The following is a 17,006-nucleotide window of genomic DNA, read 5'->3' on the forward strand; positions in this document are numbered from 1 at the left end:
GCCCGGGTGCGCCCCCGGGCCCGCCGGGCGCCGAGCCGCGCAACCCCCTCGCCGCCGCCCACCATGCCCGCTGGTACGACGACGAGGCCGGGCCGCTGGTGCGCCCGTACGCGATGACCGGCGGGCGCACCGGGGAGGGGCAGCGCTTCGACCTGATCGCCCTGGTCCGCGCCGAGCAGCCCGACCCCCTGCTCGCCCCGGCCGCCGCCGAGCTCCCGGCCGGTCCGGAACAGGCCCGCATCCTCGACCTGTGCCGCGGCACCCCGCTGTCCGTGGCCGAACTCGCCGCCGACCTCGACCTGCCGGTGGGCGTGGTGCGGGTGCTCCTCGGCGACCTGCTGGCGGCCGGGCTGATCCGGGTCACCCGCCCCGTCCCGCCCGCCCTGCTCCCCGACGAGCGCATCCTCCAGGAGGTCGTCCATGGACTCCGCGCACTCTGACCGCCACCCCGTTCCGGAGGGGGACGACGACCCCGACACCGCTGTCCTCGCCCTCAAGATCCTCGTCGCGGGCGGCTTCGGCGTCGGCAAGACGACGCTGGTCGGCGCCGTCAGCGAGATCCGCCCGCTGCGCACCGAGGAGCGCCTGACCGAGGCCGGGCGCGAGGTGGACGACCTGGACGGGGTGGAGCGCAAGACCACCACCACGGTCGCGATGGACTTCGGCCGGATCACCATCCGCGAGGGCCTGTCCGTCTACCTCTTCGGCACCCCCGGCCAGGACCGCTTCTGGTTCCTCTGGGACGAGCTGGCGCAGGGCGCCCTGGGCGCCGTCGTGCTCGCCGACACCCGGCGGCTGACGGACTGCTTCCCGGCCGTCGACTTCTTCGAGCACCGGGGCATCCCGTTCGTCGTCGCGGTGAACCGTTTCGCCGGGACCCGGGAGTACGGCCCCGAGGACGTGGCCCGCGCCCTCGACCTGGACGCCGGTACGCCCGTCCTGCTCTGCGACGCCCGCCGACGTGCCTCGGGCAAGGAGGTGCTGATCAACCTGGTCGAACACGCGGGCCGGGTCCACGCGGCCCGCCTGCTCGCCGACGCCCCGGCGGTGGGCTGAGCGCGCGGCGGCGCGGGAGGCGTGGGCGACCAGGGCGGCGCGGGCGGCGCGGGCGGGAAGGGCCCTCGACGCACCGAGCCCGGTGGCAAGCCGGGGGATGCGACTCCTTGGCCCGTACATTGAAAATCGTGATCACGGACGAGGACCACCGCCTGCGCGCCCTGGCCGACGACGGCCGTTGGCCCGAGCTGCTGGCCGCCTACCGGCAGGGGCGCGCGGCCGCCGTGGAGCGGGCGGGGGAGGCGATGGCGGCGGGGCTGGCGGCGCCGCTCGGGCACCTGATCGCGTACTCGGCGCCGCCCGAGGTGGCGGCCCGGCTGTTCGATCCGGACGGGGGCCCGGGCGCCGCCGCCGGGGTCGGGGACCACGACGCGGGGCCGCTGTGGGAGGTCCTCGCGACGCGGCACTCCTGGCTGCGGCTGGCCCCGCTGCTGGGCCCCGCGCCGGTGCGGCGGCTGGTCGCGCACACCCGGGTGCTGCTGGGCGAGGACCTCGCGTACGGCGGCTTCGCGGGCGGGCCGGAGCCCGGGGCGGACGGCGTGCCGCTGCGGCTGGAGCCCTGGGAGGCGGCCGGGTGGGAGGAGGGGGCGCGGGTGCGGGAGTACCTGCCGTGCGGCGGGGCGCGCAGCGCGCTGCTCACCCTGCCGGCCGACCGGGAGGGCCTGGTCGAGGTCGAACTGCCCGAGCCCGTGGAGCGGTTGGGCGGGCAGCGGGCCCACCGGGCGACGGTCGCGGCGGCGGCGCTGGCCGCGCTGGCGCCCTGGGCGGAGACGGTCTGCGTGCGCGGCTCGGCCCCGCTGGCGGCGGCCCGGCTGGCCCGGCGCCGCAGGGTCACCGGGGGGTACCTGCCGTTCGCGCTGGTCTACCCGGCGCTGGTGCAGGCGGCTTCGGGCGGGCGTGAGCGCGGTTCGGCGCACGGGAGGCTGGCGGTGTGGCGGGCGCTGGCGGCGATGGCGGGGGCGAGGCGGCCGGGCGGACCGGAGGCGGCCGCGCTGGTGGCCAGGATGCGCTGCTTCACCTGGCTGGAGCCGGCGGAGGGGCTGCGCCATCTGCACGTCGCCCTGGAGGACCCGGCGAGCGGGGTGGCCTGGGGGATCAGCGGCTCCGAGGAGCTCTGAGGTCCGGAGGAAGGACGAACCGGGGGAGTGGGCGGAGGGATAACAGATGTCAGCGAACAGATGATGAAATCTGTTCGCTGACATCTGTTATCCGGGATGTGAACCCCCCCGGTCCGCCGGGGGAATCCGGACCGGGGGGAGTGAGGGGGAGGGTCAGGCGGTCACCGGCGCTGCGCTCGCCGGGGTGGCCGAGGGCACCCGGTCGTCGTCCTGCGGGCCGTCCGCGCCGTGGGCGCTGTCGACGAGCGTCCGCTCGTCGAACGGCAGGTCGCCCGCGAGCACCAGCGCGGCGCGCTCGGCGTCCAGCTCGCCCGTCCAGCGGCCGATCAGCACGGTGGCGACGGCGTTGCCCGCGAAGTTGGTGAGCGCCCGGGCCTCGGACATGAAGCGGTCGATGCCGACGATCAGCCCGACGCCGTCCACCAGGGCGGGCTTGTGCGACTGGAGTCCGCCCGCGAGGGTGGCCAGTCCGGCGCCGGTGACCCCGGCCGCGCCCTTGCTGGCGATCACCATGAAGACCAGCAGCGACAGCTGCTCGCCCAGCCCCATCGGCTTGTCCAGCGCCTCGGAGATGAAGATCGAGGACATCGTCAGGTAGATCGCGGTGCCGTCGAGGTTGAAGCTGTAGCCGGTCGGCACGGTGATGCCGACGACCGGGCGGCTGACGCCCAGGTGCTCCATCTTGGCGATCAGCCTTGGCAGGGCGCTCTCCGAGGAGGAGGTGGAGAGGATCAGCAGGAACTCCCGGCCCAGGTACCTGAGCAGGCTGAACACGTTGATCCCGGCGACCAGGCGCAGCAGCGCGCCCAGCACCACCACGACGAACAGCGTGCAGGTCAGGTAGAAGCCGATCATGATCACGGCGAGGCTCTTGAGCGCGGCGGTGCCGGTGGCCCCGACGACGGCGGCCATCGCACCGAAGGCGCCGACCGGCGCGACCCACATGATCATCGACATGACCCGGAAGACCAGCTTCTGCATGTGCTCGACCCCGCGCAGCACGGGCGCGCCGGACCTGCCCATCGCCTGGAGGGCGAAGCCGACCAGCAGCGCGACCAGCAGGGTCTGCAGCACCTTGCCCTCGGTGAGGGAGGAGAACAGGGTGGTGGGGATCATCCCGAGCAGGAAGTCCGTGGTGGACTGGGCGCCGCCGGCCGCCGCCTGGGCGTGGCCGGACTTGGCGAGCGCGGCGGTCAGGTGCAGGCCCCCGCCGGGCTCGAGCAGGTTGCCGACGAGCAGGCCGATGGCGAGCGCGACGGTGGACATCACCAGGAAGTAGCCGAGGGCGAGGCCGCCGACCCGGCCGACCTTGGCGGCCTTGCTGACCGAGCCGATGCCCAGCACGATGGTGCAGAAGATGACCGGGCTGATCATCATCTTGATCAGATTGACGAAGCCCGTGCCGACCGGCTTCAGCTCCACCGCGAAGCCGGGCGCGGCGAGGCCGACCACCACGCCCGCGATCACGGCGGCGATCACGGCGAGGTAGAGGTAGTGGGTGCGGTCCTTACGTCTGGGCGCGCCCACCGGGGCGGCTGCGGCGTTCGTCATCTGCGGCTCCCTTGCCGTGCAGTCCTGGCGGCCCTTGGGTGGGGAGGGCCGATCCGACTATGCGGCGGACGGGTGACGCAGGTCACGTTTGTGTTCATAGAGTTCGCGGAACACGGCCGCGACGGGGCGCGCACCCGGTGGTGCACACTGGCAGGCATGTCCGTGCGCCCCGCCCCCACCACCCCGCGCCGCCGGCCGCGCCTGTCGCGCCGGCTGGTCCGCAGCCTGGCCGGGCAACTGTTCGTGGTGCAGGTGGTGATCGTCGCCGCCGTGGTGGCCGGGGGCGCGGTGCTCGCGTACCTGTTCACCGCCGACCGCACCGAGGGCGCCGCCCGCCGCGAGGTGACGGCCGTGGCGCACGCCGTCGCCGACTCGCCGACGGTGCGCGAGTCCGTCACCGGGGCGGACCCGACCGCCGTGCTCCAGCCGTACGTCGAGCAGGTGCGCACCGACAGCGGCGTCTCCTTCATCACCGTCATGGACACCGCCGGGGTGCGCTGGACCCACCCCCGGCCCGAGGAGATCGGCCGCCGCTACCTCGGCCACATCGACCGGGCGCTCGCGGGCGAGACCAGCAGCGAGACGTACACCGGCACCCTCGGCCCGTCCGTGCGGGTGGTCACCCCGGTGCTGGACGGGCAGCGCCACGTGATCGCGCTGGTCAGCGTCGGCATCACGCTCGACTCCATCTCCGAGCAGCTCAGCGGCCCGCTGCTGGCCCTGGTCGGTGTCGCGGTGGGCGCCCTCGCGCTCGGCGGGCTCGGCACTTACCTCGCCAACTCCCGTCTGCGGCGCCACACCCACGGCATGGGCCCGGACGAACTCAGCCACCTCTACGAGTACCACCAGGCCACCCTGCACTCCGTCCGCGAGGGGCTCGTCCTGCTCGACCGCGACCACGCCGTGGTGCTCTGCAACGACGCCGCCCGCGAACTGCTCGGCCTCGAGGGCGAGTTGAACGGCCGGCCGCTGGAGGGCCTGGGACTGCCCGAGGCGCTGACGGCGGCCGTGCTCGGCGCCGAGCCCGTACGGGACGAGGTGCACCTGACCGCCGAGCGGGTCGTGGTGCTCAACACCTCCACCATCGGCACGGGCCTCGGCCGCGTCGTCACCCTGCGCGACCACACCGAACTCCAGTCCCTCAGCGGCGAACTGGACTCCGTGCGCGGCTTCACCGAGGCCCTCGGCGCCCAGGCGCACGAGGCCGCCAACCGGTTGCACGCCGTCGTCTCGCTGATCGAACTCGGTCGCCACGAACAGGCGGTGGAGTTCGCCACCGCCGAACTCGCGCTCGCCCAGCAGCTCACCGACCGTGTCGTCGCGGCCGTCGCCGAACCGGTGCTGGCCGCGCTGCTGCTCGGCAAGGCGGCCCAGGCCGCCGAGCGCGGCGTCGAGTTGACCCTCACCGAGGACAGCCGCATAGACGACGGGGTGCTCCCGCCCGGGCTCAGCGCCCGCGACCTCATCACCGTGCTCGGCAACCTGATCGACAACGCCGTGGACGCCGCCATCGCCGGCGCCGCCCACAGCCCGCAGCCGCCCGAGGTCACCGTCACCGCCCGCATCGACTCCGGGAGCGACTGCCTGGTCCTGCGCGTCGCCGACACCGGCGCCGGCATCGACCCCGCCGCCGTGCGCGACGTCTTCCGACGCGGCTGGAGCACCAAGCAGGACGGCCACGGGCACGGCCTCGCCCTCGTCGCCCAGGCCGCCCGCCGCAACGGCGGCACCGTCGAGGTCGGCCGCGAGCGCGGCGCGGTGCTCACCGTACGGCTGCCACTGGCCGGCCGGGCCCTCGAGCGGGCGGGAGAGCCGGCATGAGCGAGGACCTCGGCATCTCCGTCCTGGTCGTCGAGGACGACCCGGTGGCCGCCGCCGCCCACACCCTGTACGTGGAGCGCGAACCCGGTTTCCACGCCGCCGGGACGGTGCACAGCTGCGCCGACGCGCTGCGCTTCCTGGAGCGCGCCCGCGCCGCCGGCCGGCCCGTCGACCTCACCCTCCTCGACCTCTACCTCCCCGACGGCCACGGGCTGCAGCTGTGCCGCACGCTGCGCACCGCCGGGCACACCACCGACGTCATCGCCGTGACCTCGGCCCGCGACCTCGTCATGGTCCGCCAGGCCGTCTCCGCCGGGGTCGTGCAGTACCTGCTGAAACCGTTCAGCGCCGCGGCCCTGCACGACCGGCTGGAGCGCTACGCCCGCTACCGCGCCAGCCTCGGGCGCACCGGCGAGGCCACCGGACAGGACGAGGTCGACCAGGCGCTCGCGCTGCTGCGCACCTCCGAGCGCAGCACCCTGCCCAAGGGGCTGAGCGCCCCCACCCTGGAGAGCGTGGCGGCCGTACTGCGCGAGGCGGAGACGGGCCTGTCGGCCGCCGCCGCGGGCGCCGCCGCCGGGGTCTCCCGGATCACCGCGCGCCGGTACCTGGAGCACCTGGTGGACACCGGACGGGCGGTGCGCGAGCCGCAGTACGGCAGCGTCGGGCGGCCGGAGCTGTGCTACCGCTGGACGGGCCGGGCCTGACGGCCCGGCGGGGGCGGCGCCCGGTCGTGGCCCGCCGCACCTGACGGCCCGCTGGGGGCGGCGCCCGGTCGCGCCCGGCCGTGTCCTTCCGGGCCGGCGCTCGTTAGGGGACCGGGGGCGTGATGCGGCGACGGTTCACCCGCACGGGTGGTTCTACGGGCCCCGGCGCATCCGGGCAGGTCAGGGGCAGTAAAGTTAGCCTTACCTAACTTTCATTTGGGGGTCCGCCATGCCGCTCGCCGCCGTACCCGCCCAGGCCGCCTCCGAGGCCCCCGCCCCGGGAGCACCCGGCCCCGGACCATCCGGCCCCGGCGAGGCCATCCTGCGCCGCCAGCGCGTGCGCGAGTCCGCCGCCCGCACCTACGCCCGCTCCTTCCCGATCGTCCCCGTCCGCGCCCACGGCATGACCGTCGAGGGCGCCGACGGGCGGCGCTACCTCGACTGCCTCTCCGGCGCCGGCACCCTCGCCCTCGGCCACAACCACCCCGTCGTGCTGGAGGCGATCCGCCGCACCCTCGACAGCGGAGCCCCCCTCCACCTCCTCGACCTCGCCACCGCCGAGAAGGACGACTTCACCGGCGCCCTCTTCGAGAGCCTGCCCCCCGCCTTCGCCGCCGATGCCAAGGTCCACTTCTGCGGCCCCGCCGGGACGGACGCCGTCGAGGCCGCGCTCAAACTCATGCAGACCGCCACCGGCCGCTCCGGCGCCCTCGCCTTCACCGGCGCCTACCACGGCATGACCGCCGGAGCCCTCGCCCTCACCGGCAACGTCGCCGTCAAGGAACCGCTGCCCGGCGGGCGGGACGTCGTGCGCCTGCCCTACCCGTACGGCTACCGCTGCCCGTTCGGCGTCGGCGGCGAGGCCGGGGCCGAACTCTCCGCCACCTACGTCGAGCGGCTGCTCGACGACCCCTCCGGCGGCGTGGTCACCCCCGCCGCGATGGTCCTGGAGGCCGTGCAGGGCGAGGGCGGCGTCGTCCCCGCGCCGGACGACTGGCTGCGCGCCATGCGCCGCGTCACCGCCGAGCGCGGCATCCCGCTGATCGTCGACGAGGTCCAGACCGGCGTCGGACGCACCGGCGCCATGTGGGCCGTCGAGCACAGCGGCATCCTCCCCGACGCGATGGTGCTCTCCAAGGCCATCGGCGGCAGCCTGCCGCTCGCCGTCGTCGTCTACCGCGAGGACTACGACGGCTGGCTCCCCGGCGCCCACACCGGCACCTTCCGCGGCAACACCCTCGCCATGGCCGCCGGAGCCGCCACCCTGCGCTATGTCGCCGCGCACTCCCTCGCCGACCGGGCCGCCCTGGTCGGCGCCCGCATGGTCGACCAACTGTGCGCCCTCGCCAACGAGTTGCCCGTCATCGGGGACGTGCGCGGACGCGGGCTGATGATCGGCGTCGAACTCGTCGACCCCGCCGCCGAACCCGACGCCTGCGGAGCCCGGCCCGCCGACCCGGCGCTGGCCGTGCGGGTGCGCGAAGCCTGCCTGGCGCGCGGACTGATCGTCGAACTCGGCGGCCGGCACGACGCCGTGTTGCGGCTGCTGCCCCCGCTCACCATCACCGACGAGCAGGCCCGGGCGGTCCTCGACCGGCTCGCCGACGCCATCGCGGCAGCCTCCCTCGGGACGGCCGGAGACGCACGGTGACCGGCGCCCTGCCCGAACTGCCCGGCGAGGACGCCCCGTTGGATGCCCTCGCCGGCGGAGCGGGCGGGCCGGGCGCGCTCGCCCCGCTGCTCGCCACCGTCCTCGACGCGCTGGAGACCGGCATCGCCCTGCGCTCCGGACCGCTGCCCGCCGGCAGCCCCGCCGAGATCTCCGCACTCGTCACCGATGCGCTCACCGATGCCGATACCGGTACCGGCGCCGGTACCGGTGAGGGCGGTCGCGGCGCGCTCGCCCGGCTCACCGAACTCCTCGCCTACGGCGCCGCCGACCCCGCCGACCCCGCCTGCGCCGCCCACCTGCACTGCCCGCCGCTGGCCGTCGCCGCCGCCGCCGACCTCGCCGTCAGCGCCCTCAACCCCTCCCAGGACTCCTGGGACCAGGCGCCCGCCGCCACCGCCCTCGAGACCGCGCTCCTGGCCGAACTCGCCGAACTCGTCGGCTACGACCCTGCGCGCTCCGCAGGCGTCCTCACCTCCGGCGGCACCGAGTCCAACCTCATGGGGCTGATGCTCGCGCGGGACCAGAAGCTCGACGGCATCGTCGAACTGGACGGCCTTCCGGCGGGCGTGCGGCCCTGCATCCTCGCCTCCGAGGCCGCCCACTTCTCCGTCCAGCGCTCCGCCGCCCTGCTCGGGCTCGGCGAGCGCGCCGTCGTCCCCGTCCCCGTCGACTCCGAACTACGCATGCGCGAGGACGAGTTGGAACGCGCCATGGCCGAGGCCAGCTGGGCCGGGCGCACCCCGATCGCCGTCGTCGCCACCGCCGGGACCACCGACACCGGCGCCGTCGACCCGCTGCACGCCGCCGCCGAACTCGCCGGACGCTACGGCGCCTGGCTGCACGTCGACGCCGCGTACGGGGGCGGGGCGCTGCTGTCCGACCGGCTCGCGCCGCTGCTCGACGGCATCGCCCGCGCCGACTCCGTCTCCCTCGACTGGCACAAGCTCGGCTGGCAGCCGGCCGCCGCCGGGGTGTTCCTCGTCCGGCGCGCCGAGACCTACGTCTCCCTCGCCCGGCGGGCCGAGTACCTCAACCCCGTCGACGACGAGCAGGCCGGCTACCCCAGCCTGCTGGGCCGCTCGCTGCGCACCACGCGGCGGGCCGACGCCTTCAAACTCGCCGTCACCCTGCGCACCCTGGGGCGCGACGGGCTCGGGCGGCTGGTCGACGCCTGCCACGACCTCGCGCTCGCCGCCGCCGGGGCCGTCCGCGCCGAGCCGCTGCTCGAACTGCACGCCGAGCCGGTGCTCACCGCGCTGCTCTTCCGCTACCGGCCGCCGGGCCTGGGGGCGGAGGAGACCGACGAACTCAACGGGCGGCTGCGGCGGTTGCTGCTGCGGTCGGGGCGGGCGGTGGTCGGGCGCACCGAACTGCCGGGGGAGGGGCCGGGGCGGGTGCGGCTCAAGCTGACGCTGCTCAACCCGCACACGACGGTGGGTGAGGTGGAGGCGCTGCTGCGGGAGGTGGTGGGGGCGGGGCGCAGGGTCGCGGGGGAGCGGGCGGGCTGATCCCGGTCGCTTCAGCCGGCCGTCAGGACGGCGCGGGTGAGCTCCCAGGTGGCCGGGTCGGCGGCGACCAGGAGGCCGTCCTCGCAGCCGGGCGCCTCGGGGCGGTACGGCGTGCCGTCCAGGCGGGCGGAGACGCCGCCGGCCTCGGTGACCAGCAGGGAGCCGGGCGCGTGGTCCCAGGGGAGGGTGCGCCAGTAGAAGATGAAGTCGAACCGGCCGTTCGCGACCTCCGGGTACTCGACGCCGGCGGCGCTGAGGCCGGGGTCGATCTCGCCGAACACCTCGCAGTTGGCCTCCAGGCGGTGGCGGTGCTGCGGGGCGAGGAAGCGGCTCTTGAGGACGCCGGTGAGCTCGGCCGCGTCGGCCGGCGCGGCCGGACGGGTGAGGCGCTCGCCGTCGCGCCAGGCGCCGGAGCCGAGTTCGGCGGTGTACGCGGTCGCGGTCTCCGGCTGCCAGATCCAGGAGGCGACGGTGCGGCCGCCTCGGACCAGCGAGCACATCACGGCGTACTCGGGGCGACCGGCGACGAAGTTGGACGTGCCGTCCACCGGGTCGACCAGCCAGACGGCGGGCTCGGAGCGCAGGGCCTCGGTGAGGGAGGGGTCGGCGGCCACGGCCTCCTCGCCGACCACCGGGACGGGCAGTAGCTCGCGCAGCCGCCGGGAGATGATCGCCTCGGCCTCGCGGTCGGCGACCGTCACCAGCTCGCCGGGCGCCTTCTCCATCACCTCGCCCGCCGCCAGCGCGCGGAAGCGCGGCTCCACGACCTCGGCCGACGCCTCGGCGAGTATCTCCGCCACCTTGTCCATCAGCACGCTCGTGCTCCCTTCACCGGGTACCACTGTCCCACGAGCGGGAGGAGGGGGAGTGGGCGGAGGGATAACAGATGTCAGCGAACAGATGATGAAATCTGTTCGCTGACATCTGTTATCCGGTATTTGAACTCTGTCCGCTGAACTTCGTCCGCTGAACCCTGTGAGGCCGTCGGGGGTCAGGCGGTGGCCGCGCGCACGCGCGCCCTGGGCACCACCAGCGGGGTCCCGGTCTCGGGGTCGGGCACCACCCGGCACGGCACGCCGAACACGGCCTCGACGAGGTCGGCCGTCAGCACCTCGGAGGGCGGCCCGGCGGCGGCGAGGCGGCCGTCCTTGAGCACCACCAGGTGGTCGGCGTAGCGGGCGGCCTGCCCGAGGTCGTGCAGCACCATGACGACGGTGCGCCCGGCCTCGGTGTGCAGGTCGGAGACCAGGTCGAGGACGTCCAGCTGGTGGCGCAGGTCGAGGAAGGTGGTCGGCTCGTCGAGCAGCAGCAGGTCGGTCTGCTGGGCGAGCGCGAGCGCGATCCAGACCCGCTGGCGCTGCCCGCCGGAGAGCCGGTCGACCTGCCGGTCGCGCAGTTCGGCGGTGCCGGTGCGCTCCAGCGCCTCCTCGACGGCCTCCTGGTCGGCCCGGGACCAGGGGGTGAGCAGCCGCTGGTGCGGGTAGCGCCCCAGGCGCACCAGTGCCTCGACTGTCACCGCCTCGGGGGTGACCGGCTGCTGCGGCAACAGGCCCATCCGCTTGGCGAGTTCGCGGGCCGGCATCCGGTGGATGTCCGCGCCGTCCAGGGTGACGGTGCCCTTCGCCGGGCCGAGGAGGCGCACGAGCCCGCGCAGCAGCGTGGACTTGCCGCAGGCGTTCGGGCCGACGATCGCGGTGACGGCGCCGCCGGGCAGCTCGAGGTCCAGCCCCTCGACGATCGTCCGGTCGCCGTAGCGCAGCCCGAGACCCCGGGTGGCGAGCCGGTTCTGCGCGGGAGGAGTCTGCGCGGAAGCGGAAGGGGTCTGCGCGGAGGCGGAAGGGGTCTGCGCGGAGGCGGAAGGGGTCTGCGCGGAGGCGGGGGGCGTCATCAGCTGCTCCTCTGGGGAAGCCGGCCCTGGCGGATCATCAGCACCAGGAGCAAGGGCGCGCCGAGGGTGGCGGTGACGGCACCGACCGGCAGCCCGTGGACGGGGATCACGTGCAGGACGAGGAGGTCGGCGCCCAGCAGCAGTACGGCGCCGGTGAGCGCGGTGAGGCCGAGCGTGCCGGGGGTGGGCGGCCCGGCGAGCAGACGGACGAGGTGGGGGACGGCGAGCGCCACGAAGGCGACCGGTCCGGTGAGTGCGGCGGCCAGCGAGGCGAGGGCGATGGTGAGCAGCAGCAGCCGCAGGCGGTCCCGGGCGGGGTCGAGGCCGAGGCCCCCGGCGGAGTCGTCGCCGAGGTCGAGGACGGCGATACGCCGCTGGCACAGCAGCGCGACGACCGCGCACACGGCGATGGCGCCGCCGCCGATCCACACCTCCGTCCAGTTGCGTCCGTAGAGGGAGCCGGTGGTCCACTGCATCGCGGAGGAGGCCAGCTCCGCCGGGAACCGTACGATCATCAGGTTCACGGCGGCGGCGAGGCCCTGCTGCACCGCCAGGCCCACCAGCACCAGCCGGGTGACGGCCATCTTCGAGCGCCAGGCGAAGGCGCCGAGCAGCAGCGCCGCCAGCAGCCCGCCGCCGACGGCGGCCAGCGGGATGAACTGGTGGGAGGCGCCGGTGGCGAGCATCAGCACCGCCCCGAAGGAGGCGCCGCCGGTGATGCCGATGGTGTCGGGGGCGGCCAGCGGGTTGCGGAAGAGCCGCTGCAGCATCGAGCCCGCCACGGCCAGCGCGGCGCCGGCGATCAGTGCCGAGACCACGCGCGGCGCCCGGAACTGCTGCACCACCAGGACGTCGCCGCCCGCGCCCTGGCCGAACAGGGCGCGCAGCGCGTCCCAGTAGGGGATGTCGACCTGGCCGGTGCCGAGCGCGACGCCGGTCAGCAGGACGAGGAGGGCGGCGGCCAGCAGCGACCAGGCGGCCGTACGGGCCCGGCGGCGGGTGATCGCGCTCATCGGCGCGGGGGTGCTCATCGGGCCACCTTCCGGGCCAGTACGGCGAGCAGCGGGGCACCGAGGAAGGCGGTGACGATGCCGACCTCGATCTCGGAGGGCCGCACCACCAGCCGGCCCAGGATGTCGGCGGTGAGCAGCAGCAGCGGGCCGGCGACCAGGCAGCCGGGCACCAGCCAGCGGTGGTCGTTGCCGAGCAGCGGGCGGACGAGGTGAGGGGCCGCCAGTCCGATGAACGCCACCGGGCCGGCGACGGCGACGGCGCTGCCCGCGAGCAGCACGACGGCCAGCCCGCCGGCCAGGCGGATGCGGGCCACGGGCACGCCCAGGGACTGCGCGGCCTCGTCGCCCAGGGCGAGCGCGTTGAGCGCGGGCGCGACGAGGAAGGCCGTCAGCAGCCCGAGGGCGAGGAAGGGCAGCACGGGGGTGAGGGTGTCCAGGTGGCGCCCGGCGACGGAGCCGGCCAGCCAGAACCGGGCCTCGTCCAGGGTGCGGTTGCTGGCCAGCATCAGGGAGGAGGTCCAGGAGGAGAACACCACCGTGAGCACGGTGCCGCCGAGCGCGAGACGCACCGGGTCCAGCTGCCCGCCGCGCCGCGAGATGGCGTACGCGGTGACGGCGGCGACGGCCGCGCCGGCGAAGGCGAACCAGACGTACTGCACCGGACGGGTGAGGTCCAGGATGTAGATCGCGGCGACCACGGCGAGGCTCGCGCCGGCGTTGATGCCGAGGGTGACGGGGGAGGCCAGCGGGTTGCGGGTCACGCCCTGGGCGAGCACCCCGGCGACGCCGAGGGCCGCGCCGACGGCGAGTCCGATGACGGTGCGCGGGACGCGAAGGCCCGTCACCACGTCGGCGTCGCCGCCGTGGGCGGAGCCGGTGAGGGCGTCGAGGACGGTGCCCAGCGGGATGGACCGGGAGCCGAGCGCGAGGCTCAGCGCGGCGCACAGCACCAGGGCACACAGCCCGGCGGCCAGCAGCAGGGGCCGCCTGGCCGCCGAGGAACGGGGGGTCGCCGGGGCAGTGGGGCCCGGCGGTTCGGTTCTCAGCACGAAGCGACATCTTAGGTTAGCTTTTCCTAACTACGTCAAACGGTGTGCTGCCGGGCCGACCGTGCCGACCGTGCTGACCGGGCCGTCACGGCCTGTCCGACTGTCAGAGGCATGCGCTAGCGTCGCGCGCATGATCGATGCGACGACGCGGGTCCGGATCGCCCGCCCCTCCCGGGACCTCGCGGCCGCCGAGCGCTTCTACGCCGACGGCCTCGGGCTCGACGTGCTGTGGCGCACCACCGAGCGCGTCCCCGGTCACCACGACCTGCTGATGGTCGGTCCGCCCGGCGGCGCCTGGCACTTCGAGCTGACGCACGACCCCGAACACCCGCTGGAGCCGACCCCGACCGTCGACGACCTCTTCGTCGTCTACCTCGGCGCGCCCGTCGACGACGCCCTCGTCGCCCGGCTGGAGGCGGTTGGCGGCACCCGGGTCGGCTCCCACAACCCGTACTGGGACGAGTTCGGCGTGACGATATCCGACCCGGACGGCTACCGGCTGGTGCTCTGCTCCCGCGCCTGGGGCGCCTGAGCAGCCGCCCGATCCGCCCGTGCGACGGCCCGTCGCGGCGGTGTGTGACAGCTCTGCAACACTCAACCACCGGCCCCGACGCGGCCGCTGAGGCCGCGAAACCCTCTGGCACACTGTGTGCCGACGACCTGCCGGGTCGGGGCATGACACAAACGGGGGTAGGGGCATGATCGGCGCGGGCACCGTGCTCAACGACCGGTACAGGTTGACGGAACCGCTCGGACGCGGCGGGATGGGGACGGTCTGGCGCGCCCAGGACTCCAACCTCAAGCGCGAGGTCGCCGTCAAGATCCTCAACGCGGGCCTGCTGGAGGAGCCCACGCAGATCGAACGGTTCCGCCGGGAGGCGCAGGTCGTCGCGGCGATCGGCCACCCGGGCATCGTGGGCGTCCACGACTACGGGGAGAGCCGCGGGGAGGACACGGACGGCGGCGAGCCCTTCGCCTACATCGTGATGGACCTGATCGAGGGCCGGGCGCTCAGCACCCTGCTCAAGGACGAGGGCCGGATGCCGCCCGAGCGGGCCCTCGCCCTGGTGGCCGACGCCCTGGACGCCCTGCAGGCCGTCCACCAGCGCGCCATCGTCCACCGGGACATCAAGCCCTCCAACCTGATGGTGCGTGCGGACGGCGCCCTGTTCGTCGCCGACTTCGGCATCGCCCTCGCGATCGCCGGTACGAAGATCACCATGACGGGCGGGTTCGTCGGCACCGCTGCCTACATGTCGCCCGAACAGGCCGCCCACGACCGCGCCAACCCCATCACGCCCTCCTCGGACCTCTACTCCATGGGCGTCGTCTGCTACGAGATGCTCACCGGGAGCCTGCCCTTCGACGGCGGGGCCGTGCAGCTGGCGTACAAGCACGTCCACCAGCCGGCGCCGGAACTGCCCGCGACCTTCCCGGCGCCGGTGCGGGCGCTGGTCGCCAGGGCGCTGGCCAAGGCGCCGGAGGACCGGTTCGCCAGCGCTGCCGAGATGGCGGCCGCGGCGCGAACGGCGGCCGGGCTGCCGGGCGGTGAGGCCGGAACGCGGACGGTCAAGCTGTGGAAGGGCGCCCGGCGAATAGCCGCCGTGCCCACGCAGGACGCTCCCGCGCCCGCACCGGGGGCGGAGCCGGTCGTGAAGGTGGGCCCGAACGCGGCCACCGAGCCGAGTGAACGCCGCAGGCGCCGCAGGATGCTGGTGCCGGTCATCATCCCGGTGGTCGTCTCGCTCGGGACGGCGGGCGCGCTGTTCGTCGACCGCAACCCGTTCAGCTCGGACGCGGCGCCCGCCCCGACCACCGCGATGAGCACCCCGGCGGCCGCGGGCCCGGGTACGGGCACGGGAACGGGCGTCGCGGGCGCCACCACCCCCGTCACCACGGCGCCCGCCACACCCCAGGCCGCCACCACGGCGCCGGCGGCGACCCCGGACGCGGCGCAGCCGCAGCCGCAGCAGCCCGTACCGGCGCCGCCGGCGGCGGGCGGCAACGGCGGGTCGGGCGCCGGCGGTGGAGCGAACGGTGGCGGAACGAACAGCGGTGGCGCGAGCGGGGGCAACGGCGGCGGCACCCAGGCCCGTCCGCCGGCGACCAACAACAACCCCGCCCCGCCGCCCCCGCAGCAGAACACCTCCAGCGGCGCGGGCGCCTCGGCCGGCGGCGGCAACCCGCCGCCGCAGACCCCGGCGCGCCCGCCGGAGTGCAACGGCGACGCCTGGACGCGCATCGTCAACGTCCAGTACGGAGCGCCGATCGGACTGGCCAACGCCGACCCGAACGCGAAGGGCAACCCGGTCGTGCTGGGCGGCAACACCCAGTTCGGCTGGCTCGCCGCCGACAGCGCCTACTCCTCGTACAACGCGTGCAACAACAACGGCGCGAGGCTCGTCCAGAGGATGGGGGACCGCGCGGTCGTCCTCGGCGACTACATGGACATCCTCAACCTGTGGGTCAAGACCTCCGTCGGCAACGGCGCCTACACCATCGCCGAGAACGGCGGCGCGAACTGCCTGACCGCCAACGGCGTGGGCAGTCCCCTCACCATGACCGCCTGTACACCGGGCAACGCGACCCAGCAGTGGAGGTTCCAGAAGTGACCGGCGCGCAGGTTCAGCTGCTGGAAGGCCCCGTACTGGAGGGGGAGTTCGTCCGGCTGGAGCCGCTGGAGCGGCGGCACGCCGAGGGGCTGGCGCTGGCCGCCGCGGAGGACCGGGACTCGTACGGGTTCACGTGGGTGCCCGCCGCGGACTCCGTGCCGGAGTACATCGACGCCCAGTTCGCCCGCAGGGACGCGGGGCTGTTGTCCCCCTACGTGCAGGTGGAGCGGGCCTCGGGGCGGGTGGTCGGTGCGACGGCGTACTGGGAGCCGCGCCGGCTGCCGTTCGACGGCGGGAAGTTCGACGGTTCGCTGTTCGCGGTCGAGGTCGGCTTCACCTGGCTGGCCGCCTCCGCGCAGGGCTCCGGACTGAACACCGAGGCGAAGTACCTGCTGTTCCGGCACGCCTTCGAGGAGTGGGGCGTGGGCCGGGTGGACCTCAAGACCGATGCCCGCAACGCCCGTTCGCGGGCGGCGATCCTGAAGGCGGGGGCGGTCTTCGAGGGCGTGCTGCGCAGTTCGGCGCGGTCCTGGGCGCCGGGGGAGGAGGGCCTGCTGCGGGACGCGGCGGTCTTCTCGATCATCCGGGAGGAATGGCCCGCCCGCCGTGCGGAGTTGGAGCGCAGGCTCGCGGAGCTGCGGGAGCGGCTCGGGTCGTTGCGCGGTTAGCGGCGGCTAGCAGAGGTCCTGGGCGCTGGACAAGGGGGCCCTGTGGCGGGACCTCGCCAACCGGGTGTCAAGGGCATGTGTGCGAACTTCTACAGGAATGTAAAACTCGCTCGGCGGCCCGGCCTGCGCCGGGGGTGCGAGCGGGCGCGACCGGGGGCGGCGGGCGGTCGGGCGTCGGCCCAGGCGATCGGCCGTGACCTCGGGTGGGGTCTCGCTCCGGGCGGGTCGAATTGCCCCTCTTTGCCCGGCACTTGACCTTCTTTGCCAACTGGCGGGACCTGGCCAACAAATGATGCAGACCTGTCAATTCGGCGACGGGATTGCCATGCTTCTGGGCATCCCC

Annotated in this window: 15 protein-coding genes; 10 read left to right on the forward strand and 5 right to left on the reverse strand. The window is 74.8% G+C overall.

From position 1 onward, the window contains the following. Positions 1 to 95 precede the first annotated feature (95 nt). The 3 genes from IH61_RS45595 to IH61_RS0104305 all read left to right on the forward strand — a co-directional run bounded on the left by IH61_RS45595 (position 96) and on the right by IH61_RS0104305 (position 2,174). Positions 96 to 440, forward strand: coding sequence for a DUF742 domain-containing protein (locus IH61_RS45595; protein WP_051836243.1), 345 nt, complete (start codon positions 96 to 98; stop codon positions 438 to 440). Further along, positions 421 to 1,056: a GTP-binding protein gene (locus IH61_RS0104300; RefSeq protein WP_031065120.1), complete on the forward strand. Its 636-nt coding sequence runs from the start codon at positions 421 to 423 to the stop codon at positions 1,054 to 1,056. Before IH61_RS45595 ends, IH61_RS0104300 begins: the two co-directional genes overlap by 20 nt. Before the next feature lie 128 nt (positions 1,057 to 1,184). Next, complete coding sequence (locus IH61_RS0104305) at positions 1,185 to 2,174, forward strand: hypothetical protein (protein ID WP_031065122.1); 990 nt, start codon at positions 1,185 to 1,187, stop codon at positions 2,172 to 2,174. Positions 2,175 to 2,327: 153 nt separating this feature from the next. Here IH61_RS0104305 and IH61_RS0104310 read toward each other — a convergent pair whose 3' ends face one another. After that, positions 2,328 to 3,725 carry a cation:dicarboxylate symporter family transporter gene (locus IH61_RS0104310; RefSeq protein ID WP_031065124.1) on the reverse strand — a complete coding sequence of 466 codons (1,398 nt, stop codon included), beginning with the start codon at positions 3,723 to 3,725 and terminating at the stop codon, positions 2,328 to 2,330. 156 nt (positions 3,726 to 3,881) lie between these two features. On the opposite strand from IH61_RS0104310, the gene IH61_RS0104315 reads away from it, so the two are divergent. The 4 genes from IH61_RS0104315 to IH61_RS0104330 all read left to right on the forward strand — a co-directional run bounded on the left by IH61_RS0104315 (position 3,882) and on the right by IH61_RS0104330 (position 9,433). After that, the gene (locus tag IH61_RS0104315) at positions 3,882 to 5,546 is read left to right on the forward strand and encodes an ATP-binding protein (RefSeq protein WP_051836208.1); all 1,665 of its coding nucleotides are present in this window, start codon (positions 3,882 to 3,884) and stop codon (positions 5,544 to 5,546) included. Beyond that, a complete protein-coding gene (locus tag IH61_RS0104320) occupies positions 5,543 to 6,253 on the forward strand; it encodes a response regulator (RefSeq protein WP_031065126.1) in 711 nt (236 codons plus the stop codon). The genes IH61_RS0104315 and IH61_RS0104320 overlap by 4 nt, the downstream gene beginning before the upstream one ends. A gap of 229 nt (positions 6,254 to 6,482) precedes the next feature. Continuing rightward, entirely contained in the window at positions 6,483 to 7,904 is a 1,422-nt protein-coding gene (locus tag IH61_RS0104325; protein ID WP_031065127.1) for a diaminobutyrate--2-oxoglutarate transaminase family protein, read from the forward strand. Next, a complete protein-coding gene (locus IH61_RS0104330; protein WP_031065128.1) occupies positions 7,901 to 9,433 on the forward strand; it encodes a pyridoxal phosphate-dependent decarboxylase family protein in 1,533 nt (510 codons plus the stop codon). The genes IH61_RS0104325 and IH61_RS0104330 overlap by 4 nt, the downstream gene beginning before the upstream one ends. An 11-nt stretch (positions 9,434 to 9,444) precedes the next feature. On the opposite strand, the gene IH61_RS0104335 is transcribed toward IH61_RS0104330, so the two are convergent. The 4 genes from IH61_RS0104335 to IH61_RS0104350 all read right to left on the reverse strand — a co-directional run bounded on the left by IH61_RS0104335 (position 9,445) and on the right by IH61_RS0104350 (position 13,314). After that, positions 9,445 to 10,242 carry an inositol monophosphatase family protein gene (locus tag IH61_RS0104335; RefSeq protein WP_031065130.1) on the reverse strand — a complete coding sequence of 266 codons (798 nt, stop codon included), beginning with the start codon at positions 10,240 to 10,242 and terminating at the stop codon, positions 9,445 to 9,447. 182 nt (positions 10,243 to 10,424) lie between these two features. Further along, on the reverse strand, positions 10,425 to 11,321 hold the full coding sequence (locus IH61_RS0104340; protein WP_078910820.1) for an ABC transporter ATP-binding protein: 897 nt from the start codon (positions 11,319 to 11,321) through the stop codon (positions 10,425 to 10,427). Continuing rightward, positions 11,321 to 12,352 carry a FecCD family ABC transporter permease gene (locus IH61_RS0104345; protein ID WP_420713831.1) on the reverse strand — a complete coding sequence of 344 codons (1,032 nt, stop codon included), beginning with the start codon at positions 12,350 to 12,352 and terminating at the stop codon, positions 11,321 to 11,323. The genes IH61_RS0104340 and IH61_RS0104345 overlap by 1 nt, the downstream gene beginning before the upstream one ends. Beyond that, positions 12,349 to 13,314, reverse strand: coding sequence for a FecCD family ABC transporter permease (locus IH61_RS0104350; protein WP_234327025.1), 966 nt, complete (start codon positions 13,312 to 13,314; stop codon positions 12,349 to 12,351). Before IH61_RS0104350 ends, IH61_RS0104345 begins: the two co-directional genes overlap by 4 nt. Positions 13,315 to 13,513: 199 nt before the next feature. Between IH61_RS0104350 and IH61_RS0104355 the strand changes: the two genes are divergently transcribed. The 3 genes from IH61_RS0104355 to IH61_RS0104365 all read left to right on the forward strand — a co-directional run bounded on the left by IH61_RS0104355 (position 13,514) and on the right by IH61_RS0104365 (position 16,663). Beyond that, positions 13,514 to 13,915 (forward strand): VOC family protein, encoded by a 402-nt coding sequence (locus tag IH61_RS0104355; RefSeq protein ID WP_031065139.1) that lies wholly within the window; start codon positions 13,514 to 13,516, stop codon positions 13,913 to 13,915. A 166-nt stretch (positions 13,916 to 14,081) separates the two neighbouring features. Continuing rightward, complete coding sequence (locus IH61_RS42520) at positions 14,082 to 15,995, forward strand: serine/threonine-protein kinase (protein ID WP_051836210.1); 1,914 nt, start codon at positions 14,082 to 14,084, stop codon at positions 15,993 to 15,995. Continuing rightward, positions 15,992 to 16,663, forward strand: a complete 672-nt coding sequence (locus tag IH61_RS0104365) for a GNAT family N-acetyltransferase (protein ID WP_234327015.1) — start codon at positions 15,992 to 15,994, stop codon at positions 16,661 to 16,663. Before IH61_RS42520 ends, IH61_RS0104365 begins: the two co-directional genes overlap by 4 nt. The last annotated feature ends 343 nt before the right edge of the window (positions 16,664 to 17,006 follow it).

This window comes from Streptomyces sp. NRRL WC-3742 (genome assembly GCF_000720635.1).
In the GTDB taxonomy this organism is placed as follows: Bacteria; Actinomycetota; Actinomycetes; order Streptomycetales; family Streptomycetaceae; genus Kitasatospora.